This window comes from Skermanella sp. TT6 (assembly GCF_016653635.2).
GTDB classification, from domain to species: Bacteria; Pseudomonadota; Alphaproteobacteria; order Azospirillales; family Azospirillaceae; genus Skermanella; species Skermanella cutis.
Genome location: NZ_CP067421.1, coordinates 364,476 through 385,089, shown reverse-complemented (window position 1 = coordinate 385,089; position 20,614 = coordinate 364,476). Strand labels below are relative to the sequence as shown.

Sequence of the window (20,614 nt, the reverse complement as noted above, 5' to 3'; positions counted from 1 at the left end):
TCGCGCCGTGGGTGCCCGTCTTCCAGTGCGGGAAACGGACGCCGGGCAGGGAGCCCGGCGTCCCTTGCCGCATCACTGCTTGGCCGCGGCCGCTTCCTTGACGACGAGGTCGACAAGGTCGGGGAACTTGGCGCGCCACAGGTCATAGACCGGCTTCGTCTTCTCCACGAAGGGCCCGGTGTCCACCTCGTTGAACCGGACCCCCGTCGCCTCGATCGTCTTGCGGAGCTCGATCTCGTCGTTCAGCGAACGCTTGCGGTTGAACTCGCCGGCCTCCAGGGCCGCAGCACGGACCGCTTCCTTGTCCTTGTCGGAGAAGGTATTGAAGATGACCTTGCTGGCGAGGAGGACCGTGGTCTCGTACTTGTGGCTGGTCAGGGAGATATACTTCTGCACCTCGTGAAGCTTCGAGGAGTGGATGTTGATCAGTGGGTTTTCCTGGCCGTCGACCACTCCCTGCTGGAGGGCGATGTAGAGTTCGGAAAAGGCCAGCGGCGTCGGGTTGGCGCCGAGAGCCTTGAAGATGTCGACCGTCATCGGATCGGGCGGCGTGCGGATCTTGATGCCGGCGAGGTCCGCGGGCTTCTCGATCGGGCGGACATTGTTGCTGGTGTGCCGGATGCCGTTGTCCCAGTAGGCAAGGACGACCAGCCCCCTGGGATCCGCCGCCTTCCTGATGGTTTCGCCGACGGGGCCGTCCACGACCTTCCAGGCCTGGGGGAGGTCCTGGAAGAGGAACGGCAGGCCCAGCACGGCGATCTCGGGAACCACGCCGGATGTCGTGCCCTGGGAGTTCGCGCTGAAGGCCATGGTCCCGAGGCGCATGTTGGTCAGCGCCTCGGCATCCTCGCCGAACTGCGCGCTGCCGCCGACTTCGATCTGAACGCGCCCCTCGGTCTTCTCGGCGACGAGTTTCGCGAACAGGAGCGACGCGTCGGATTTCGGGTTGCCGGGCGCCGCATTGTGCGACAGCTGCAGTTTCTGCGCGTGGACGGGCGATGTGAACAGGGCGACGGCCGCCGCGACCGCCAGGATGCTCGTTTTCATTCTTCCTCCCCTTGTCTGGCCGGACATTGTCTGCTTCCGGGCGCCGGTCACGCCAGGTAGCCGCGGCCGTTCTTGTTCGTGCGCGCGACTTCCGGATGGTTCGGCGAGCGCGCATACCAACTGGTATACCAAGGGGAATACCGAATCAACGAAAAAAGTTGGTTTTCATACTATCCTTTCGCCGCCGTGTCGGCCGCGGGCTTCGCGCCCCCCGTCACGGCGCGGGCTCGGGCTTTCGCGGCATGTAGTGACCCTGCGGTTGCGCGGCGGCCCGGACGATCCGCGCCGCTTCCAGATCGCCGATCTCCCTCTCGGAAAGGCCGATCGACCGAAGCACGTCGCCCGTGTCGCCGCCGAGCGGCGGTGCCGGACGGTGAACGCGGCACGGCGTCCCGGCGAGCTTGACCGGAAAGCCCAGCATGCGGACCGTTCCGGCACCCGGGTGGTCGACGTCGATCATCATTTCCTGCGCCCTGACCTGGGGATCGGCGAAGACCTCGGCGAGGTCCTGCACCTTCCCGCAGGGAACGCCGACGGCGTTGAGCCTGGCGATCCACTCCGCCTGGCTGCGGGTCCGCATGCGCCCGTCGATGATCGCCTTCAGCTCGGCGCGCCGGCCGAAGCGTTTCGGATTGTCGTCGAAGCGCGGATCGCTCAACAGGTCCCGCAGGTCCAGCGCTCCCAGGAAACGGCCGAGGACGACATCGTTGCTGGGCGCCACGGCCACCTCGCCGTCGGATGCCTGGAAGAGCCCGTACGGCGCCACGAGGGGATGGTCGTTGCCGGTGCGCGGCGGCACCCGGCCGGTCGCGAAGAATTCGGAAGCCAGGTAGGCCATCAGGCTGACCGCCCCGTTCACCATCGCCGATTCGACGCGCTGGCCCCGGCCGGTCAGGTCGCGGGACCGCAGGGCGGCCAGGATCCCGAAGGCGGCGTACAGGCCGGCCACCAGGTCGGTGATCGGCTGGCCGCTGCGCATGGGCTCCTGGTCGGCCGCCCCGTTGACGCTCATGAAGCCGCTCATCGCCTGGGCGATGAAGTCGAAGGCGGGACGGTCCGCATACGGGCCGGCGCTGCCGTAGCCGTTGACGCTGCAGGTCACCAGGCGCGGGTTGATTTCCTCCAGGCGCTCGGGACCGAAGCCCATCTTGGCCAGCACGCCGGGCCTGAAATTCTCGACCAGGACATCGGCGGTGGCGATCAGGCGGGCCAGGATCTCCTTTCCTTCCTCGGAGTAAAGGTCCAGCGCGATCGACTTCTTGTTGCGGTTGAAGCTGGCGAAGTACCAGCTCAGGCCCTCGCGGATCGTGCCCTGTTCGCGGACCGGGTCGCCGTTCTCCGGCTCGACCTTGATCACCTCGGCGCCCATGTCGCCGAGCAGCATGGTGCAGAACGGCCCAGAAAGGACACGCGTGAGATCGACGACGCGGATGCCGTCCAAGGGAGTGGTCATGACTTCACCTCAACCGCAGGCCGTCGCGACGGAGTCGACGGGATAAAGCGAGAGACGCGGCCCCGCCTTCATCACCTGGCCCGGCAGCGTCCGGCCGACGACCCTCTCGAGCCGTCGCGAGACCTCCACCAGGCGCGCGAGGTCGACGCCGGAGCGGACCCCGCACTCGTCGAGCAGGTAGACGAGGTCCTCGGTGCAGATGTTCCCGGTGGCCCCTGGGGCGAAGGGGCAGCCGCCCAGGCCCCCGATGGACGCCTCGTAGCGGGTCACCCCCTCCTCGAGCCCCGCGTAGACGCAGGCCAGCCCGACGCCGCGCGTGTTGTGGAAGTGCAGCGTCACCTCGGTCTCCGGCAGCTCCCGGCGCAGCGCGCGGCAGGTCGCCTTGACGATGGGGGGTGTCGCCATGCCCGTCGTGTCGCCCAGCGTCAGGCGGGTGATGCCCAGGTCCCGGTACGCCTTGGCGATGTCCACGATCCGGCTTACCGGAACGGATCCCTCGAAGGGGCAGCCGAAGGACGTGGCGATCGCGCCGTACACGGGAATGCCGGCTTCGCCGGCAACTCCGCATACCTCGCCGAAGCCGTCCAGGGATTGCGCGACGGAACGGTTCACATTCTTCCGGTTATGGCTTTCGGAGGCGGACAGGAAGACCACCATCGCGTCGATCCCCGCCGCCGCGGCGCGTTCGGCTCCCCGGGCGTTCGGCACCAGGGCGGTCAGCACCGCGCCCTTCGAGCGGTCGACCCCGGCGATCACCTCGGCGGCGTCGCGCATCTGCGGAACCGCCCGCGGCGACACGAACGACGTCGCTTCCAGCTGCCGGATCCCGGCGTCTACCAGGCCGTCGATCAGGGCGATCTTCTCTTCCGTCGGAATCCATCCCGGCTCGGACTGCAACCCATCGCGCGGGCCGACATCGATCACCGTGACCTCGGCGGGAAAGCCCTCCATGCGGATCTTCTGATCATTGGGCGTGCGCACTTGCATGCTCGTCCTTTCGGCTCGTCGGGGGTTGCGGTGGTCGACCATATTGGCATACCGTCTACACCCAACCGGCCGCTCAAGGCCAGGGCGGAGTCGAGGATTTCCGATGGGGCACGACGGCGACGGCAGCAGACAGATCGGAAACCAGGTGTTCGCGCGGCTGCGCAAGCTCATCCTGGAACTCGACCTGGTCCCTGGGGAGAGGGTCTCCGAGCGGGACCTGCAGGCCCTCGTCGGCGCGTCGCGGACACCGATCCGCGAGGCGCTGCTGCGCCTGGAACGCGAGGGGCTGGTAGTTCGCGAACACCGCGGCTACCGCGTCGCCCCGATCAGCGAGCGGGAGCTGGCCTCCGTCTACGAGTGGCGGGAGATCGTCGAATCCCAGGCCGTCCGGCTGGCCTGCGCCCGCGCCCTGCCGGAACAGCTGGACGCCATCCAGGCGACGATCGATCGCGGGCTGCACGACGCGTCGCCCGAGACCTGGTTCCGCATCGGCAGCGACGTGCATGTCATGCTGGCCGGCCTGTCCGGAAATCCGTTTCTCATCCGGGCGGTCGAGGACATCATGCTGCGCATCGACCGCGCGCGCTGGCTTCTCGCCAGCACGCCCGAGGGCCGCGACACGGCGCATCGCGAGCACACCCGGATCGTGACGCTCATCCGGGCGGGAGACGCCGAGGCGGCCGTCCAGGCCATAAGCGCCCATGTGCGATCGGGACGCGACGCCGTCCTGTCCGCGTTCGAGACCGAGATCCGCAAGTCCAGGCTCCGCGGCTCGGTGCTTGGCGGTGCCCGCGAACGTCTCGCGACATGAGGGGGGCTCCGCCTCGCCCCCCGGGCACGTCATCGCTTCAACCATAAAAACTGGAGAGGAACGCCAGATCATGATAACGGCCCTGAAACGCATCGTCGGCGGTACCGCCCTGATCGTTTCGCTGAGCGCCTTCACGCCGGCGAACGTCGAATGCATCGCTCCGGCCGATCCCGGAGGCGGCTGGGACTTCACCTGCCGCACCGTGGGCAAGCTGCTCTATGACCAGAACCTCGTGCCCGGGCCGGTGCAGGTCACCAACATGGCGGGCGGCGTCGGCGCCGTCGCCTATGCCAACGTCGCTTCCAAGCGGCCCGGCGCGGAGAACCTGATCGTCGCCACCAGCACGGTCGGCGTCACGCAGATCGCCCAGGGGAAATACCCGGCCGACACCGACGTCATGCGCTGGATCGGCATGCTGGGCACCGATGTCGGGGTCGTCCTGGTTCCCAAGGACTCCCCGATCCGGGACCTCGGCCAGCTGCTCGCCTCGCTGAAGTCGGATCCGGGCTCGGTGGTGGCCGCCGGATCTTCGGGCATCGGCGGCTGGGACCATATCCGCCTCCTGATGCTCGCGCAGGAGACCGGCGTGACCAGCGCCGACCTGCGGAAGATCCGCTGGGTCCAGTTCGACGGCGGCGGGCCCGCCGTGACCCAGATGCTCGGCGGGCATGTCGGCACCGTCGTCACCGATCTCGGGGAGGTGGCAGGCTTCGTCGAGTCCGGCGACGTCCGCATCCTCGCGGCGCTCTCCGACGAGCGGATCCCCGCCTTCCCGGATGCGCCGACCGCCAAGGAACAGGGAGTCGACGTGACCGGCTATAACTGGCGCGGCTTCTACACCGGCGGCGAGGTGTCCGACGAGGCGTACCGGGGCTGGGTCGACATCCTCAGGAACCTTTACGAGTCCAAGGAGTGGAAGGAGACCGCCACGTCCAAGGGCCTCGTGCCGATCTGGCGCGGCGGCGAGGAGTTCCAGGCCTTCGTGAACGAGCAGGTCGCCGACATGCGGGATATTTCCAAGGCGATCGGGATCATCAGGTGAGCGACCGCATCGCCGGACTGCTGCTCGCGGCACTGGCGGCGTGGGCCTTCGTGACCGCGGGGAGCTTCGAGGCCGGGTTTTCGGACCCGGTCGGCCCCGCGGCCTTCCCGCGCCTGGTCGCGGTGCCGCTCGGCATCCTCAGCCTGTTCCTGATCCTGCGGCCGGATCCGGATCCGCGATGGGCCGTCGGACGGCCCCTGCTTCGCCAGGCCCTGGCGGTCGCGGTCCTGGGGGGATACGCCCTGCTGCTGGAGACGCTGGGCTTCCCGGTGGCCACCCTGCTCGGCGCGACCTTCCTGGCGCGGCTGCTCGGCGCGCGCTGGCTGCCGGCCCTCGCGACCGGTGCCGCCCTGTCCCTCGTGCTGTTCGTGCTTTTCGACCAGGTCCTCGACCTGCCGCTGCCGCTATGGCCCCAAACCGTCGGGTAACCCCATGGACATCATGACGTCTCTGCTCGACGGGTTCGCGGTAGCGCTGACCCCGGGCAACCTCGGGCTGGCCATATTCGGCTGCTTCATCGGGACCATCATCGGCGCCCTGCCGGGTATCGGCCCGGTCAACGGCGTCGCCATCCTGATCCCGCTGGCCTTCTCGCTGCAGCTCGACCCGGCCTCGTCGATGATCCTGCTGTCGTGCGTCTACTACGGGTGCATGTACGGCGGCCGCATATCGAGCATCATGCTCAACATCCCGGGCGACGAACCGGCGATCATGACGACCCTGGACGGCTATCCCATGGCCAAGTCCGGGAGGGCCTCCGAGGCCCTTGCCATATCGGCCGTCGCCTCGTTCGTCGGCGCCACGCTGGCGACGATCGGGCTGACGCTGTTCTCGCCGCTGCTTGCCGGTGCCGCCATCCATTTCGGCCCCACCGAATATTTCGCGCTCTACGTGATGGCGTTCGCGACGATCGGCGGCATAACCGGCGCCAACCCGGCCAAGACGCTGATCGCCGCCTTCCTCGGGCTGCTCCTGGCGACCGTGGGCCTCGACCCCGCCAGCGGCGTCCAGCGATTCACGCTCGGCCAGTTCGAACTCTACGACGGCTTCGATCCGATCGTGGCGATCGTCGGCCTGTTCGCCATCAGCGAGGTCCTGATCTTCCTGGAAACCTCCCACGAACCCAACGCCGAGATGCCCCGGGTGGGCCGGGTGCTCCCCAGGTTGAACGACATCCGGATCAGCCTGGGCTCGATGACGCGCGGCTCGCTGATCGGCTTCGTGGCCGGCGTCCTGCCCGGGGCCGGGGCTTCGCTGGGCGCCTTCCTCTCCTACATCGCCGAGAAGCGCGTCTCGGACAAGGACGGGACGTTCGGCAAGGGAGACCCGCGCGGGGTCGCGGCGCCGGAGGCCGGCAACAACGCGGCGGCCGGCGGCGCGCTGATCCCGATGCTGACGCTGGGGGTCCCCGGCAGCGGCACCACGGCCGTCATGCTGGCCCTGCTGATCTCGCTCAACATCACGCCCGGCCCGCTGCTGTTCGAGCGTCAGCCCGACATTGTGTGGGGCCTGATCGCCGCGCTGTACGTGGCGAACGTCGTGCTTCTCGCACTCAATCTGCCCTTGGTCGGGATGTTCACCCGGATGCTCCTGCTGCCGACATGGGTGCTCATGCCGCTCGTCGTGATGGTCAGCTTCGTCGGCGTGTATTCGATCAGCCACAGCAGCTTCGACCTGATGGTCATGATCGGCTTCGGCCTCCTGGGCTTCGCGCTGCGCAAGCTCGACATCTCCCTGGTGCCGATCGTGCTCGGCCTTCTGCTGGGGGCCGACATGGAGAACAGTTTCCGGCGGGCGCTCAGCATCAGCGACGGCGACGTCGGGATCCTGTTCCAGAGCCCGATCTCCCTGGCCCTTTATGGGGTCACGGCGGTCATGCTCGCCATCGCCGTCGGGTTCGCCGTCCGGAAGAGACTGTCTTGACCGTCCGGAACGGCGCCCCGGCCGTGGACCTGTTCGGCGTCGTGGCCGAGACGACGGCGGTGCAGACGATAGCCTCGATGGCGGTGCTCCTGGTCCCCGCCATCGCCCCGGAGATCGCCCGCGTCCTCGGAGTCCCCGCGAGCATGATCGGCTACCAGATCGGGGCGCTCTACGTCGCGGCCATGGGGTCGTCGCTCGTGGCAGGCGGCCTCGTCCGCCGCTACGGTGCCTGCCGGACCAGCCAGATCAGCATGGCCTGCACGGCACTGGGATGCATCGCCATCACCGTGCCCCATCTCGGCACCCTCCTGGTGGGCTCGCTCGCCATCGGGGCGGGCTATGGGCTGCCCAACCCGTCCGCGGCGCACCTCCTCGTGCGTCATGCGCCCGAGCGGCGCCGCAACCTGATCTTCTCGATCAAGCAGACCGGCGTGCCGCTGGGCGGAATGGCCGCCGGCCTGCTCGGGCCGTTCCTGGCCGTGTCCTACGGCTGGCAATCGGGCCTTATCGCCTGCGCCGCCGCCGCCGCCGGGCTGTGCCTGGTCGCCCAGCGCGTGCGCGACCGCTGGGACGTTGACCGCGCACCCGGCAGTCCCGTGCTGCGGATGCCCTTGGAAGGCCTCAGGGCCGTCGCCGGCAGCCGGCGCCTGTCGTTGCTCGCCGGCGCATCCCTGTGCTTCTCCGCGATCCAGCTCAGCGTCATGAGCTTCATGGTCGTGCTCCTGGTCGAGGAGGTCGGGATCGGGCTGCTCGCGGCCGGATCCATCCTCGCCGCCTCGCAGGTCGCCGGCGTCCTTGGGCGCATCCTCTGGGGCGCGGTCGCCGACCGGACGGGGGATGCCAGCTTGGTCCTGATCCTGCTGGCCGCGATCATGGCGGGGGCGTGCGCCATGGTGGTCACGATCGGCCCGGCGTGGCCGATTTCCCTGGTTACGGCCATCTTCGCGATCCTCGGATTGACGGCGGCGGGCTGGAACGGCGTCTTTCTGGCCGAAGTCGCGAAACGGAGCCACTTCGCGCAGATCGGCGCCACGACCGGCGCGGTGATGTTCTTCACGTTCCTCGGCGTCGTCGTCGGGCCTCCGACCCTTTCCTTCGCCCATGACGCGTTCGGCGGGTATGCCGCCGGCTTCATCGCATTGGCCGTGGCGGCCTTGCTGGGAGGGGCGCTGGCCTTCATGGCCCGAAGATGCCCGTGACGGACAGGCATGTCCCGGACGGGCCCGGCTGTCGCCGCAGGGTCGTTGTCAGATCGGCGCAATAATCCGCACGTTCCACGACGTCCCCGCGGGAGACCCGGCCGCTTCAGGCTGGCTAGTGTTCGTCCCCCAGGGCAGACAGGGAGGAACGGGGCATGCAGGCTTCCGCACAAGACAAGGCGATCGCCGCCGTGATGAAGTGGGCGCAGCGCGAGGAATGGCGCGGCCGGCTCGGTACCGTCATTGCCGACCACCTCGGGCCGGCATGCGAGGCGTTCGACCTCGATCCGGCCGAGTTGCCCGACCTGCTCGGACCCGCAGCCTACGCCCAGCTGATCGGCTGCGCCTTCGAGGATTTCCTGACCTCCGACTTCGAGCCCGACGACCACAACATCGTCGATGATTATCTCAAGCGGCGCGGCTGGAAGGAGCCGGTGCCGGGCCGGCGCTACCTGGACGCGCTGCGCCGCTCGGTCATGAGCCTGTACGACGTGGTGGACACCACCCCGGGCCGCCACTTCATGGCCAGGGACCTGATCCGGGGCGGCGATCCCGTCCAGGTCCGGGACAAGCTGGCGTCCCAAAGCCTCGCCCGATGGGACCGCCTCGCCGCGCGGATGCTGCCGATCGGCACCGAGGTTCACATGGCCGCCGGTGTCCTGCCGCTGTCGTTCGAGGAGAGCGGCGCCCTGCTCGACGAGTTCGCCGAGGTCCGGAAAAGCTTCACCCGCAGCGTGAAGCGACAGGCCAAGCGGGCGGGTGTTCCGATCGGGGACCTAGACCAGTACCCGATGGAGGCGGCCATCCTCGGCGAGATGGCGCCGCTGTTCACCCAGGCCTGGCTGGCCACGACCCTGCCCGGGCTGCAAGGAGTGCGTCGCCCCGGATCGCGAATAGTCAGGGGCAGGGAAGCGGAACCGTGTTCAGTGGCGCGTCATGCGACGCGCGCCCTGCCGAAGCCGGCCAAGTCCCAGCGTTGCGCCATGGGCGCAACGGATCTGATCGGCTGTCTCGGGCGGATCGACCTGATCGGGCACGGCTCTAATGGCAAGGTGGCCTGACGGCTGCGCCGATCCAAATTCCCCCTCCTGCTCCGGTGATCTCCTATGTCCAAGGCCAGCTATCGCGATCTCGTCCAGCCCTCCCTCCTGGACCGCTCGAGTGTCTTGAACTACGGCGTGCGGCCGATGGCCGGGCAGGGCGGCGGCACCACGGCCGCAGCGACTTCGAGCGGGCGATCCGGGAAGCGCTGACGGATTCCGAACCCCGCCTGATGAGCGGCGTCCAGGTCAAGCTGCTTCCGACCGGCTCCAGCGACACCACGCTGGTCTTCATCATCGAAGCCGATCTGTGGGTGCAGCCGGTGCCGCTTCGCTTGAGGCTTTGGACGGAAGTGGACCGGGATCGCTACACCATCAGGATAGCCGAGCAATCTGCCGAGGGGGAGTAGATGGACGAGACCTTCCTGCGCTTCTACAAACAGGAGCTTCACCACATCCGGGAAATGGGAGGCGAGTTCGCGTCGAACGCCTGCTCGAAGGCTTCGCCTTCCTGGCCGCGCGCGTCCAACTGAAGCTCGGTCGGCGGCGGACAGATCCTGACGGGCGGCCAGCCCCGCATGGGGAGGACGCCTGAAGCCCTCGACCATGCCACCGCTTCTGACAGGGGGCGTCCCGGTAAGGATGAGCCCTTGCCTCCCGCCGAACTTTCCGAGCATCTCGACGACCGCGTCGGCAAGTCCGGGTCTGGTTTAGGTACGTTCCGGTTCGATCGCGTCGTCGGATTTGCCGTGACCGGGTAGATCGAACGTGGTGAGCCGATAGGTCCTGCCCAGTTGACTTTCGGACTGACGATCGAAGACCCGTCGGCAAGAAGAGTTGCCGTGAATCAGGACAAGAATGGGTGCATCCCGCTCGTTGTCCTCGGCGACAATCTTGCCATGAGAGGTTGATACTTCAACAATATGGTCCGTGGTATTCATCTGGTTCTTCCTGACGATGAGCGTGTCCGGCGGAAGGGACGCTCCAGGATCATCGCGGAGCCAGGTTTCGCGGATGCCTCGAACCCGGGGCAATCGGGTTTCAGGTGAAACAAAGAGAAGGGTCACGCAAGCCCTGACCGGCATCGGGGTTGGCCGCGCCCGAGGCGCACGCCGCTTCCCCTTCGATCGCGTAACGACTGCGCACCGGTCTCAGGTACGGTCGAGGCTCCAGCGCCCGATGCGGCTGTAGATCTCATCCCGCAGCTGCCTGACCTTCACATTAAGCTCTCCCAGTTCCGAAGGGGATTGGCCGGACGCCTCGAGCAGGGTTTCCCCGAGGCATCCGGCCCTATTCTCCAGGGCGCGCCCCTGGTCTGTCAGCGCGATGACTACCTGCCGCTCGTTCTCCGGATTCCGCGTCCGTCGGATCAGGCCGGCCGCCTCCAGCCGTTTCAGCAGCGGCGTGAGCGTGCTCGATTCGAGCGCGAGCTGCTCGGCGATGCGCCCGACCGTCTGCCCGTCCTCGCGCCACAGGACGTTGAGCACGAGATACTGCGGATAGGTCAATCCGAGCGCGTCGAGCAGGGGTTTGTAGGCGCGTTGGATCGCGATGCCCGCCGAGTAGATGGCGTAGCAGAGCTGGTCGTCCAAGGGGACCGGGCGGTTGGTTTCGTTCGTCATGGCATGCTCCTTCACCCGCTATATAGGATATACCATCGCGAAAATAAATATCGCGATATTTTTCACTGGACGACGGTGAGGCCGGGTGTTAAGCACTATGTTATCGCAATAACAGTTATCGGCATATAGGACCCGGGCCATGAACATTCTCTATCGTACCGCAGCCACGGCGACCGGTGGCCGCACCGGCCACGCCGCCACCACCGATGGCGCGTTCAGCGTCGCGCTCGTCACGCCCAAGGAACTCGGCGGGGCCGGCGGCGAAGGCGCCAATCCCGAACAGCTGTTCGCTTCCGGCTATGCCGCCTGCTTCCTCGGCGCGCTCAAGTTCGTCGCCGGCAAGCGCAAGGTGAAGATCGCCGACGAAAGCCGCGTCACCGCCGCCGTGGGCATCGGCCCGCGAGACGATGGCCAGGGCTTCGGGCTCGACGTCGCGCTGACGATCACGCTGCCGGGGATCGATGCCGCCGTCGCCCGGGAACTGGTCGAGCAGGCGCATGTCGTCTGCCCCTATTCGCATGCCACGCGCGGCGGCCTGGATGTTCGCCTGACGCTGGCCGCTTGAATCGTCCATCCTTCAAGAAAGGAATTCTCCCATGATGAACAGTCTTCGCGTCGCCGCCGTCGCCGCCGTGGTGGCCGCCTTGCCGTTCGCCGCCCAGGCCCAGCAGGCCGGCCACGGCGCCCAGGGTGTCGGGGAGCAGGCGGTTCGCAACGTCGTGCTGGTCCATGGCGCCTTCGCCGACGGGTCCGGCTGGCGCGGCGTCTATGACGATCTGACGCGGCGGGGCTATCGCGTGACGATCGTCCAGAACCCGCTGACCTCGCTCGCCGACGACGTCGCCGCGACGAAGCGCGCGCTCGCCAGGCAGGACGGCCCGGCGATCCTCGTCGGCCACAGCTGGGGCGGCACTGTCATCACCGAAGCCGGCGTCGATCCGAAGGTCGCCGGTCTCGTCTATGTCTCCGCCCTCTCGCCCGACGCGGGCGAGACGACGGCACAGCAATATGAAGGCTTCGTCACGCCCGCCGAATTCGTCATCGACACGCAGGGCGACGGCTTCGGCGTCATGAAGGCGGAGAACTTCAAGATCGGCTTCGCCGCCGACGCGAGCGACGCGGACGCGGCCTTCATGCGCGACTCGCAGGTGCCGATCAACCTGTCGGCCTTCCAGACCGAACTGACCCAGGCCGCATGGCGCTCCAGGCCGAGCTGGGCCGTCATCGCGACGGACGACAAGGCGTTCGACCTTCGCATGCTGCGCCATATGGCAGACCGCATCGGCGCCGAGGTCACCGAGGTGCCGGCCAGCCACGCGGTCTTCATGACCCAGCCCAAGGTCGTCGCCGACGTGATCGACCAGGCCGCGACGGAAAGCCCGCGCAAGGCGCGCTGATCCTCGGCGTCCTCTCCCCCCGCACGGCAGGCCTCCAGGTCGGGCCTGGGTTCTTGCCCGGGCTCCGGCCGTGCGGCCGGCTCTCGACCAGCATCCGCTAGAAAGGAAAGAACGATGCCAAGCCATCACCCTGCCAGCCAGGACACGGAGCACACCCGACATGCGCAGGAACATCGGCCGCGGTTCGCCGCCGAACCGGATACCGACCATGATTTCATCGTCTGCGGCGCGGGTGCGTCGGGTTCGGTGATCGCCCGCCGTCTCGCCGAGAATCCCGATGTGCGGGTTCTCCTGATCGAGGCCGGCGGAAGCGACGAGGCCGACTCGGTGCTCGATCCCGCCCTGTGGCCGACCAACCTGGGAAGCGAGCGCGACTGGGGCTTCCAAGCCGAACCCAACCCGCATCTTCACGGCCGCGCCCTGTCCATGGCGATGGGCAGGGGCCTGGGCGGAGGCTCGAGCGTGAACGTGATGGTATGGGCGCGGGGCCATCGCAACGACTGGGATTTCTTCGCGTCCGAGGCCGGCGATGCCGCATGGGGCTACGACTCGGTCCTGGACATCTATCGGCGGATCGAGAACTGGCGGGGAACCCCGGACCCGCGCTACCGCGGCACCGGCGGCCCCGTCTGGGTCCAGCCCGCCCAAGACCCCAACCCGCTCGCCCACGCGATGTTGGGTGCCGCGCGCGAACTGGGCATCCCGACGTTCGAGAGCCCCAACGGCGCCATGATGGAGGGGCCGGGCGGCGCCGCCCTGACCGACATGCTGGTCCGCGATGGCCGGCGCCAGTCGCTGTACCGGGCTTATGTCCACCCGTGGTCCGACCGTTCCAACCTCACCATCCTGACCGGCGCCCAGGTACGGCGCGTGCTGTTCGACGGCCGCCGGGCGCGCGGCGTCGAGGTCGAGAAGGACGGACGCATCTTCGCGATCCGGGCAGGCTGCGAGGTGATCCTGTCCACCGGCGCGATCAACACGCCCAAGCTGCTCATGCTGTCTGGTATCGGCGACCGGACCGAACTGGAGCGCCATTCGATCCCGGTCCTTCAGCATCTGCCCGGAGTCGGGCGGAACATGCAGGACCACGTCTCCTTCGGCTGCACGTGGGAATGCAAGGAGGCGATCGCGCCGCGCAACAGCGGCAGCGAAGCGACGCTCTACTGGAAGAGCCGACCCGAGCTCGATGCACCGGACCTGCTGTTCTGCCAGGTCGAGTTTCCGGTGCCGAGCGAGCGCACCGCGGCGCTCGGCGTTCCCGAACATGGCTGGACGATGTTCGCGGGGCTGGCGCAGCCGAAGAGTCGGGGCCGCCTCCGGCTTCGCGATGCCGATCCCGGCAAGCCCCCGGCAATCGACGCCAACATGCTGTCCGACCCCGCCGACCTGGAAGCGGCCCGGGCCTGCGTCAGGCTGTGCCGCGCTCTCGGAAACGCCGAGGCGTTCAAGCCCCATGTCACGCGTGAAGCCATCCCGGGCGTCCTGGATGCCGACGCGGAGGATGCCTTCATCCGCGATGCGGCGGTCACCTACTGGCATCAATGCGGCACGGCGAAGATGGGACGCGACGACATGTCGGTCGTCGACGCTTCGCTCGCCGTGTATGGCGTCGACGGACTTCGGGTCGCGGACGGGTCCATCCTGCCGCGCGTGACCACGGGCAACACCCAGGCGCCGTGCGCGATCATCGGCGAGCAGGCGGCGGCGCGGCTCCGCGCCAGGCACGGCCTGTAAGGCCGGCACTCCGGCAACCGCCCTTCGGCGGCCCTGCGGCCGCCGCCTATCTCATGGGGAAGACGATGACGACTCAAAGCAACCTGCCCACCCGCCGCGTTCTCGAGATCGCCGGCAGCCCGCTCTCCCTGGTCGAGTTCGGCCGGGGGCCGGCGGTGCTTCTCGGCCATGGCTATCTCTGGGACTGGCGGATGTGGCGGCCCCAGATCGACGCCCTGCAATCCCGCTACCGCCTTGTCGTCCCCGAGATGTGGGGCCATGGCGACTCCGGGCCGATGCCTACGGACACGCGCCGGCATGCCGATCTCGCCGCGCAGATGCTCGCCCTGATGGACCGCCTCGACATCGATCGCTTCGCGGTGGTCGGTACGTCGATGGGCGGCATGTGGGGCGCGCATCTCGCGGCCCTGGCACCGGAGCGGGTTACCGGCCTCGCCCTGCTCAACAGCTATCTCGGCGCGGAACCCGAAGCGAACCGCCGCACCTATTTCGGCATGCTGGATGCGGTCGAACGCGAAGGACGGGTGAACGATGCGATCGTTTCGCATATCATCCCGCTCTTCTTCGCGCCGGATGTCGCGACCCGGTCTCCCGACCTGCCGATCCTCCTGCGCGACCGGATCGCCCGGTACGACGCGGCCCGCCTGCGCGAGACGATCGCGCCTCTCGGCCGCCTGATATTCGGCCGCGAGGACGCCCTGGACGTCCTGGACAGGGTCCGGGCTCCGACCATCATCATCGCGGGGCGCGAGGACCGGTCCCGCCCCGCCGCGGAGAGCGCCGTGATGGCGGAGCGCATCGGGTGCGATCTCCATGTTCTCGACGCTTGCGGACATAGCGCGACGCTTGAGCAACCGGGGCAGGTCAACGCCATTCTTTCGGATTTTCTTGAATCGATCGGCTGAGGGATCCGGCGGGGTCCCGGGTCGTGTTCCACGGCGCTCCCGCACCACCCCGTGACGCACGATCCGGCGATCGACCCTCGGAAAACCGCAAGGGTCCTAAACCGTCGGCACCGTTCCGCCGTCGATGACGTGTTCCGCGCCGTGGATGGCCGAGGCCCGCTCCGAGGCCAGGAAGGCGATGAGCTCCGCCACTTCCTCGGGCCGGGCCGGACGTCCCAGGGGGATGCCGCCAAGAGCGTCCAGGATGCTTTGGCGCGCCGCCTCCGGCGTCCCGCCGGTGCTGTCGGCGATCCGGTTGACCAGGGCGTCCGAGGCTTCCGTGTAGATCCAGCCCGGCGAGACGACGTTGACCCGCACGCCTTTGGGCCCGAGTTCCTTCGACAACGCCTTGCTGTAGGTCGTCAAGCCGGCCTTGGCCGCAGCATAGGCCGTGGTGGAATCGTACAGCGGCAGTTGACGCTGGATGGACGAGACATGGATGACGGCCCCTTCGCCGCGCGCGATCATCTGCGGCAGCAAGGCTCGATCGAGCCTCACCGCCGAAAGCAGGTTCAGGTCGAGCTCGGCGCGCCAGACATCGTCCGTCAGGGCCGCGAAACCCCCGCCCGGGGCGGTGGAACCCCCCAGCACATGCACCAGGACGTCAACGCCGCCGAGCCGCTCCATGGCCGCCTCGGCGAGCCTTGAGGATCCTTCCGGGGTGGTCAGATCCGCCTCCACGAGCCCGGCTCCCTCGGGGCCATGGGCTCCGTTGCGCGCGGCCGTCAGGACCTGGGCGCCGCCCGCCAGGAACCTTTCGACGGTCGCCCGGCCGGTACCCTTGGTGCCGCCGGTGACGACGACGCGGCGTCCCTGGAACTCGGCCGGGTCGATGAGCGCGGGCATCACGCGATCTCCGGAGCGGCGATCGCGATCGGCAGTCTCGTGTCCATATGATCTCTCCTGGATTACATTGCGTCGGTGGAAAATTGCTACGAGGCTTTCCGGATGACAAGTACGGACGAAAAAGTAAGGTACTCACCTGAAGGTAAGCGTGCGTCCTACACGCCTCATTCCGGGGCTCAGAGCGTGCAGAACGTGCTCCGGGTTCTGGAGGGTCGGTGGAAGCTCGTGATCCTGTTCCAGCTGTTCGGTGGCCAGGTGCGGCGCTTCTCCGATCTGGAGCGGGCGATCCCCGGCGTTTCCCAGAAGATGCTGATCCAGCAACTGCGTCAGTTGGAGAGCGATGGCGTGGTCGGGCGCATCGTCCACCACCAGGTCCCGCCGAAGGTGGAGTATCACCTGACGGAATGGGGCCAGTCCCTGTGTCCGGCGCTGGACGCTCTGCTGCTCTGGGCGGAGGGCGCACCCGCCGAGGTCAGGTCGAAGCTTATCGAGGAGATGCCGGGCAGCTGAACATGACGGATGTCACTCCGGCAGGAGCAATGGCACCGAAGCAACGGGCTATTCGGTTGGCGAGAGCGGACCGGTAGCCATGGTGCCCCAGCTCGCCTCTCCGGCGGCCGTTTCCTGACTTTTCCGACAAAGCGACAAGGCGCGAGCAAGCTCCGCAGCGGTCACGGGACTGTGGACGATCTCGCGGATGCCGGCGGCGGCGAGGACAGGGGGTGTATATCGGCAGCGGATGTCGTTGCCAGGATGATCGGCAAATCTGGCGCCTCCCGGCGAAGGAGCGCCGAAATCTCGAAGGCCGATGATCGGGGCTGGCAGATCAGCGCCGCCACGAACTCGAACCCTGGCCGGCCGAGCGAACGCGCAGCCTCTTCCGCCCGTGTGACCCCGACCGGCTCGTAGCCAAGCGCGGCCACGATCTCCTCCAGACGGAGCAATCGCCGACCGTCGCCGTCGAGGATGAGCACGGCTTCACCGTCGCCACGCAGGGAGGCCGGCGGAAGCTGCCGCCCGGGCGGCGACCCGCTCGGACGGCTTTCCGGGATGGCGCACGGCAGCCATACTTCGAACGTCGTCCCTTCCCCCGGTGCGCTTCGGACCGAAATCGCACCGCCATGCTCGCGCACTATCTCGCGCGCCGTGGCCAGACCGAGCCCGTTCCCTTCGGGGCGGGTCGTAAAGAAGGGCTCGAAGATCCGTTCCCGGGTCGCGCCATCCATGCCCCGGCCCCTGTCGGTCACCGTGAGCGTTGCGTAACGCCCCGGACCCAACTCGTCCGACCCGAGCCGCACCGCATCCTTGGACTCGATCCCGCTATCGCGATGTCGACGACCCCTTTGCCGTCCATCGCCTGCGCCGCGTTGGCGGCCAGGTTCATCAGCACCTGCTGGAGGCGGGCCGGGTCCGCGGGAATCCTGGTATCCCCGGAAGAGTCCCTGATCCTGAGCTCGATCCGCGGCGGAAGGGACGCCTCGAGCATGGACGCCGTCTCATCGACAAGATCCCGGACCCGCATCAGCTTCCGCTGCGAGGTGCCGCGCCGGCCGAACGTGAGGATTTGGTCGACCAGGGCCAGGGCCCGTTCGGCGGCGAGCCGGATCTCATCAAGGTTCCCCGCCAACCGGCTGTCGGGCGGTACCCTCTCCCGCGCCATCTCGGTGTAACCGAGGATAGCCCCCACGATGTTGTTGAAGTTGTGAGCGACCCCGCTGGCGAGGGCGCCGACCGTCTCCATCCGGCGCGCCTGCTGCAGGCCGGCCTCCAGCCGCTCTTTCTCGCGGGCCAGCCGATCGCGCTCGACGGCCGCCGAGATGGTGTCGAATGCCATGCGGAACAGGCCGTAATCATGCCACTTGGTCATCGGACCAGGACGCAGGGCATCGAAACCGAGGATGCCGCCCGGACACTCGGCGTTCGAAGACACCACGCCGAGCCATGCATGGAGACCGGCATCGGCCATCCGATCGATAGCGTCGCCCGAGCCCCGGTCGATCTCCCGACCGGCCCTGGCGCCGGTGGTCGCCCGGGCGATCCGCCTGATCGCCGGAACATGGATGGTACCGTTGTCGCCGCGCTCGAAAGCCGCGGCAAGCAGTCGTGCCCGCTCCGGCCAACCCGGTGCCGGCTCTACGCCGTTCCGGCTCCACTGGTAAACCCCGGCCGTTCGGCCATCGACGAAATAGGCCCGATCCGCGCCGATGCAGGCGGCAAGTTCCGATAGCGCCAGATCCACATGCGACGTCAGATCAGCCGATCCTGAAGACAGGAAACGGGTGGAGATGGCCGCGATCGTATGCTCGAAGTTGGCCCGGAACCGAAGCGCCCGTGCCCGCGCCTGCAGCTGAGCCCCGAGATATACGAGCATGCATGCCAGAAGCACGGAAATGATGTAGAGCATGTACCGGAACATGCCGGCTGCGGCGCCGGCCGCTGCGGCACGCTCCTCGATCAGCCCCTGGACAGCTTCCATATGTCCCGAGGCCGGGGAGGAGAGGAGATTCCTGAGCAGGGCATCCGTCGCGGGAAGCTGATCGCGAAGCATGCGCCCGTGTTCCAGCAATGGCTGCGCAGCCACCACGTTCCCTGTCGCGATGCTCGTGATCAACAGGACTTCCAGTTGGGCATCGACATGCGCGATCGATCCAGACGTTGTATCGAGGGTCAGCCGCAGCATGGCGGCGGCAAGCCTCCCGATCTGTCCGGCAAAGTCCCGGCCCTGTCCCTGACCCTGATACTGTTCCTGGCCTTCGAGGTTCCGGTTCAGGACGACGAAATAGGCCAGGGAGTTCTGCAGCAAGGCATTGCGGCTCTTGAAGTCCTCGATCAATCCCTCATCCCGTGCCAAGGCGTCCTGCAGGGCACGGATCGCATCGCCGATCTCGGCGTCATCGCCTGTATCGGCGCGCAAGCGTTCGAGATTGGTCCGCAAGACGCCGACTTCCCGGACGATCGAATCGTAGTTCCGAAGAATGCCCGTGCGAGCGCTCAGGACGTCCCGATCGATCATGTTCCTCGCCGTTTCGATCTTTTCCAGGACGGTCGAGGCATGCTTCCAGTCATCCAACTCGGCACTCATGCCGCGGAAGGCTATCCACGTCAGCAGCAGGACGAGAGCGACCGCTCCGGCCGCGAACGGGCCTGTCCTCATCACGGCGCTCCTACCTGGCGGCCCCGGAATTTTCCGGTCAGTGCGCGCAGGAAAGCGACGATGGAGCTCACCTGCCGATCGGTCAGTCGGGAGTTGAGCTGGGCCCTGGCCATCCTCCGGACGGCGATTTCCAGGGTGGGAGCACTCCCGTCATGGAAATAGGGTGGGGTGGTTTCGATGTTCCGCAGGCTGGGCACGCGAAGGAGTTCCGGCTCAGGCGAGGCCAGCGGGTAGAAGATGCCGTGTCTCTGGAAAAGGTTGCCTCCGACGTTGCCTCCCTGATGGCAGGCGGCGCACCCGAGCGACTTGAACTCCTCGTAACCTTCCAGCTCTTCCGCCGAAAGGGCGCCGTCATCCCCTTCCAGCCACCGGTCGAAAGGGCTGTCGGGGGTCACCAGCGTCCGCTCGAAATCGGCGAGTGCCGCCAGGAGGCCCGCGGTATCGGGCTCCCGCCCATAGGCATCGCGGAAGCTGGCCACCATGTCCGGATCCGCGGCCAGCCTGGATACGACGTCTTCGACGCTGCTGCCCATGATGCGGGGATTCTCTATCGTGGCTCGTGCCTGATCCTCCAGGGTGCGGAACGCACCCTCCCAGTTGAGCCTGAAACTAAGCGCGGCATTGAAGACGGTACTGGTGTTGAGCGGAAGCTCCGCCCCATCGAGCCCTTCGTCCAGGTTCCTCCCGGAAGCGCCATTGGTGCCGAGATCGTGACAGGTGGCACAGCTGCGCGAGCCGTCCGCGGATAAACGGGGATCCGCGAACAGCCGCTCGCCGAGCAAGGCGCCGGCGGTACGCGGGTCGGGGACGTTCAGGATCGGGGTCAGCGGCTCATCGGTCCGGACCGCGTGTCGCTCGGGCGGTCGCGACGGCTCTGCCACGGACGCGGTCAGGACAGCATCGAAGCCGCTGACCAGGGTGAGGATCGCCGCGGCACCGGCAACCGCTGCCAAGCACACCCGCTTCGAACCGGCGGCACCTCCGGACTCCTTTCCACGCCGCCGGCGACCGTTTCGCCGAGGGGATTCTTCCGGATCGGATATCTGAGATGACATGACGCCTCCTGATGCATCCTCACGAACATTTGAAGCGCACAGGCGCTACGGCATCACTGCGAAAGGCCGGAGATTTCCTACATCCGTAATTTTCTACTCCGCGTTACCTCCTGGAGCTATGTTCTTTGTAGAATTTGTCCGGATGGCATTGCGATGCTAGGCAGCAGACCGCGTATCGACCCGGATCACCTGCGGCTGCCGCGGCGGGGGAAGCGGTTTTCCGTGCCACGGCATTGCCGCACGAGGCCCGTACGATCGTCTCGCGCCGGCGCTTGCCGAGGCGCATCAGGCAGTGCTCCACCTCGCTTCGGCGGGTGCCCCCGGCCTGGGTGGCAGGTGCCCTGCCTCACACAGGGAACT

The 20,614-nt window shown here is 67.6% G+C and carries 20 protein-coding genes and 2 pseudogenes; 13 read left to right on the top strand and 9 right to left on the bottom strand.

Going from position 1 to position 20,614, the window contains the following annotated elements; all coding sequences use genetic code 11:
• Positions 1 to 72: 72 nt before the first annotated feature.
• From IGS68_RS29590 to IGS68_RS29580, 3 genes are all read right to left on the bottom strand, one after another.
• Entirely contained in the window at positions 73 to 1,047 is a 975-nt protein-coding gene (locus IGS68_RS29590) for a DctP family TRAP transporter solute-binding subunit (protein ID WP_201082739.1), read from the bottom strand.
• Positions 1,048 to 1,261: 214 nt separating this feature from the next.
• Positions 1,262 to 2,500 carry a CaiB/BaiF CoA transferase family protein gene (locus IGS68_RS29585; protein ID WP_201082737.1) on the bottom strand — a complete coding sequence of 413 codons (1,239 nt, stop codon included), beginning with the start codon at positions 2,498 to 2,500 and terminating at the stop codon, positions 1,262 to 1,264.
• A gap of 9 nt (positions 2,501 to 2,509) precedes the next feature.
• Complete coding sequence (locus IGS68_RS29580; protein ID WP_201082735.1) at positions 2,510 to 3,487, bottom strand: hydroxymethylglutaryl-CoA lyase; 978 nt, start codon at positions 3,485 to 3,487, stop codon at positions 2,510 to 2,512.
• Positions 3,488 to 3,590: 103 nt separating this feature from the next.
• On the opposite strand from IGS68_RS29580, the gene IGS68_RS29575 reads away from it, so the two are divergent.
• From IGS68_RS29575 to IGS68_RS29540, 8 genes and pseudogenes are all read left to right on the top strand, one after another.
• Entirely contained in the window at positions 3,591 to 4,298 is a 708-nt protein-coding gene (locus IGS68_RS29575) for a GntR family transcriptional regulator (RefSeq protein WP_201082733.1), read from the top strand.
• Between the two features lie 70 nt (positions 4,299 to 4,368).
• Complete coding sequence (locus IGS68_RS29570) at positions 4,369 to 5,340, top strand: Bug family tripartite tricarboxylate transporter substrate binding protein (RefSeq protein WP_201082731.1); 972 nt, start codon at positions 4,369 to 4,371, stop codon at positions 5,338 to 5,340.
• Positions 5,337 to 5,768 carry a tripartite tricarboxylate transporter TctB family protein gene (locus tag IGS68_RS29565; RefSeq protein WP_201082729.1) on the top strand — a complete coding sequence of 144 codons (432 nt, stop codon included), beginning with the start codon at positions 5,337 to 5,339 and terminating at the stop codon, positions 5,766 to 5,768. The genes IGS68_RS29570 and IGS68_RS29565 overlap by 4 nt, the downstream gene beginning before the upstream one ends.
• Positions 5,769 to 5,772: 4 nt before the next feature.
• Positions 5,773 to 7,263 carry a tripartite tricarboxylate transporter permease gene (locus IGS68_RS29560; protein ID WP_201082727.1) on the top strand — a complete coding sequence of 497 codons (1,491 nt, stop codon included), beginning with the start codon at positions 5,773 to 5,775 and terminating at the stop codon, positions 7,261 to 7,263.
• Positions 7,260 to 8,462 carry an MFS transporter gene (locus tag IGS68_RS29555; RefSeq protein WP_201082725.1) on the top strand — a complete coding sequence of 401 codons (1,203 nt, stop codon included), beginning with the start codon at positions 7,260 to 7,262 and terminating at the stop codon, positions 8,460 to 8,462. The genes IGS68_RS29560 and IGS68_RS29555 overlap by 4 nt, the downstream gene beginning before the upstream one ends.
• A 155-nt stretch (positions 8,463 to 8,617) precedes the next feature.
• The gene (locus tag IGS68_RS29550; protein ID WP_201082724.1) at positions 8,618 to 9,523 is read left to right on the top strand and encodes a hypothetical protein; all 906 of its coding nucleotides are present in this window, start codon (positions 8,618 to 8,620) and stop codon (positions 9,521 to 9,523) included.
• Positions 9,524 to 9,735: 212 nt separating this feature from the next.
• A complete protein-coding gene (locus IGS68_RS29545) occupies positions 9,736 to 9,912 on the top strand; it encodes a GPW/gp25 family protein (protein ID WP_201082722.1) in 177 nt (58 codons plus the stop codon).
• Positions 9,913 to 10,040 (top strand): annotated as a pseudogene (locus tag IGS68_RS29540) (type VI secretion system baseplate subunit TssF); the annotation flags it as partial.
• A 172-nt stretch (positions 10,041 to 10,212) separates the two neighbouring features.
• On the opposite strand, the gene IGS68_RS29535 reads toward IGS68_RS29540, so the two are convergent.
• Positions 10,213 to 10,443, bottom strand: a complete 231-nt coding sequence (locus IGS68_RS29535) for an alpha/beta fold hydrolase (RefSeq protein ID WP_201082720.1) — start codon at positions 10,441 to 10,443, stop codon at positions 10,213 to 10,215.
• 210 nt (positions 10,444 to 10,653) lie between these two features.
• The gene (locus IGS68_RS29530; protein WP_201082492.1) at positions 10,654 to 11,124 is read right to left on the bottom strand and encodes a MarR family winged helix-turn-helix transcriptional regulator; all 471 of its coding nucleotides are present in this window, start codon (positions 11,122 to 11,124) and stop codon (positions 10,654 to 10,656) included.
• Positions 11,125 to 11,263: 139 nt separating this feature from the next.
• On the opposite strand from IGS68_RS29530, the gene IGS68_RS29525 reads away from it, so the two are divergent.
• The 4 genes from IGS68_RS29525 (at position 11,264) to IGS68_RS29510 (ending at position 15,160) form a co-directional block, all read left to right on the top strand.
• Positions 11,264 to 11,689 carry an organic hydroperoxide resistance protein gene (locus tag IGS68_RS29525; protein WP_201082490.1) on the top strand — a complete coding sequence of 142 codons (426 nt, stop codon included), beginning with the start codon at positions 11,264 to 11,266 and terminating at the stop codon, positions 11,687 to 11,689.
• A 34-nt stretch (positions 11,690 to 11,723) separates the two neighbouring features.
• Positions 11,724 to 12,521: an alpha/beta fold hydrolase gene (locus IGS68_RS29520; RefSeq protein ID WP_201082815.1), complete on the top strand. Its 798-nt coding sequence runs from the start codon at positions 11,724 to 11,726 to the stop codon at positions 12,519 to 12,521.
• Positions 12,522 to 12,635: 114 nt separating this feature from the next.
• Positions 12,636 to 14,255: a GMC family oxidoreductase gene (locus IGS68_RS29515; RefSeq protein WP_201082488.1), complete on the top strand. Its 1,620-nt coding sequence runs from the start codon at positions 12,636 to 12,638 to the stop codon at positions 14,253 to 14,255.
• Positions 14,256 to 14,338: 83 nt separating this feature from the next.
• The gene (locus tag IGS68_RS29510) at positions 14,339 to 15,160 is read left to right on the top strand and encodes an alpha/beta fold hydrolase (protein ID WP_371821951.1); all 822 of its coding nucleotides are present in this window, start codon (positions 14,339 to 14,341) and stop codon (positions 15,158 to 15,160) included.
• Between the two features lie 96 nt (positions 15,161 to 15,256).
• Here the strand turns inward: IGS68_RS29510 and IGS68_RS29505 are convergent, their stop codons facing one another.
• Positions 15,257 to 16,045 (bottom strand): SDR family oxidoreductase, encoded by a 789-nt coding sequence (locus tag IGS68_RS29505; RefSeq protein WP_201082484.1) that lies wholly within the window; start codon positions 16,043 to 16,045, stop codon positions 15,257 to 15,259.
• A 102-nt stretch (positions 16,046 to 16,147) separates the two neighbouring features.
• On the opposite strand from IGS68_RS29505, the gene IGS68_RS29500 reads away from it, so the two are divergent.
• Positions 16,148 to 16,555 (top strand): winged helix-turn-helix transcriptional regulator, encoded by a 408-nt coding sequence (locus tag IGS68_RS29500; RefSeq protein WP_201082482.1) that lies wholly within the window; start codon positions 16,148 to 16,150, stop codon positions 16,553 to 16,555.
• A gap of 557 nt (positions 16,556 to 17,112) precedes the next feature.
• On the opposite strand, the pseudogene IGS68_RS36385 reads toward IGS68_RS29500, so the two are convergent.
• From IGS68_RS36385 to IGS68_RS29485, 3 genes and pseudogenes are all read right to left on the bottom strand, one after another.
• Positions 17,113 to 17,253, bottom strand: a pseudogene (locus IGS68_RS36385) (ATP-binding protein); the annotation flags it as partial.
• A 35-nt stretch (positions 17,254 to 17,288) separates the two neighbouring features.
• Complete coding sequence (locus tag IGS68_RS29490; RefSeq protein ID WP_201082719.1) at positions 17,289 to 19,058, bottom strand: DAHL domain-containing protein; 1,770 nt, start codon at positions 19,056 to 19,058, stop codon at positions 17,289 to 17,291.
• Positions 19,059 to 19,198: 140 nt separating this feature from the next.
• Positions 19,199 to 20,158 carry a cytochrome-c peroxidase gene (locus tag IGS68_RS29485; RefSeq protein ID WP_371821929.1) on the bottom strand — a complete coding sequence of 320 codons (960 nt, stop codon included), beginning with the start codon at positions 20,156 to 20,158 and terminating at the stop codon, positions 19,199 to 19,201.
• Positions 20,159 to 20,614 lie beyond the last annotated feature (456 nt).

Excerpts from the sequence above, each read along its gene's own strand:
- IGS68_RS29590 (WP_201082739.1), bottom strand. The coding sequence starts at position 1,047 with ATGAAAACGAGCATCCTGGCGGTCGCGGCGGCCGTCGCCCTGTTCACA.
- IGS68_RS29585 (WP_201082737.1), bottom strand. The coding sequence starts at position 2,500 with ATGACCACTCCCTTGGACGGCATCCGCGTCGTCGATCTCACGCGTGTC.
- IGS68_RS29580 (WP_201082735.1), bottom strand. The coding sequence starts at position 3,487 with ATGCAAGTGCGCACGCCCAATGATCAGAAGATCCGCATGGAGGGCTTT.
- IGS68_RS29575 (WP_201082733.1), top strand. The coding sequence starts at position 3,591 with ATGGGGCACGACGGCGACGGCAGCAGACAGATCGGAAACCAGGTGTTC.
- IGS68_RS29570 (WP_201082731.1), top strand. The coding sequence starts at position 4,369 with ATGATAACGGCCCTGAAACGCATCGTCGGCGGTACCGCCCTGATCGTT.
- IGS68_RS29560 (WP_201082727.1), top strand. The coding sequence starts at position 5,773 with ATGGACATCATGACGTCTCTGCTCGACGGGTTCGCGGTAGCGCTGACC.
- IGS68_RS29550 (WP_201082724.1), top strand. The coding sequence starts at position 8,618 with ATGCAGGCTTCCGCACAAGACAAGGCGATCGCCGCCGTGATGAAGTGG.
- IGS68_RS29545 (WP_201082722.1), top strand. The coding sequence starts at position 9,736 with ATGAGCGGCGTCCAGGTCAAGCTGCTTCCGACCGGCTCCAGCGACACC.
- IGS68_RS29535 (WP_201082720.1), bottom strand. The coding sequence starts at position 10,443 with ATGAATACCACGGACCATATTGTTGAAGTATCAACCTCTCATGGCAAG.
- IGS68_RS29530 (WP_201082492.1), bottom strand. The coding sequence starts at position 11,124 with ATGACGAACGAAACCAACCGCCCGGTCCCCTTGGACGACCAGCTCTGC.
- IGS68_RS29525 (WP_201082490.1), top strand. The coding sequence starts at position 11,264 with ATGAACATTCTCTATCGTACCGCAGCCACGGCGACCGGTGGCCGCACC.
- IGS68_RS29520 (WP_201082815.1), top strand. The coding sequence starts at position 11,724 with ATGAACAGTCTTCGCGTCGCCGCCGTCGCCGCCGTGGTGGCCGCCTTG.
- IGS68_RS29515 (WP_201082488.1), top strand. The coding sequence starts at position 12,636 with ATGCCAAGCCATCACCCTGCCAGCCAGGACACGGAGCACACCCGACAT.
- IGS68_RS29505 (WP_201082484.1), bottom strand. The coding sequence starts at position 16,045 with ATGCCCGCGCTCATCGACCCGGCCGAGTTCCAGGGACGCCGCGTCGTC.
- IGS68_RS29500 (WP_201082482.1), top strand. The coding sequence starts at position 16,148 with ATGACAAGTACGGACGAAAAAGTAAGGTACTCACCTGAAGGTAAGCGT.
- IGS68_RS29490 (WP_201082719.1), bottom strand. The coding sequence starts at position 19,058 with ATGATCGATCGGGACGTCCTGAGCGCTCGCACGGGCATTCTTCGGAAC.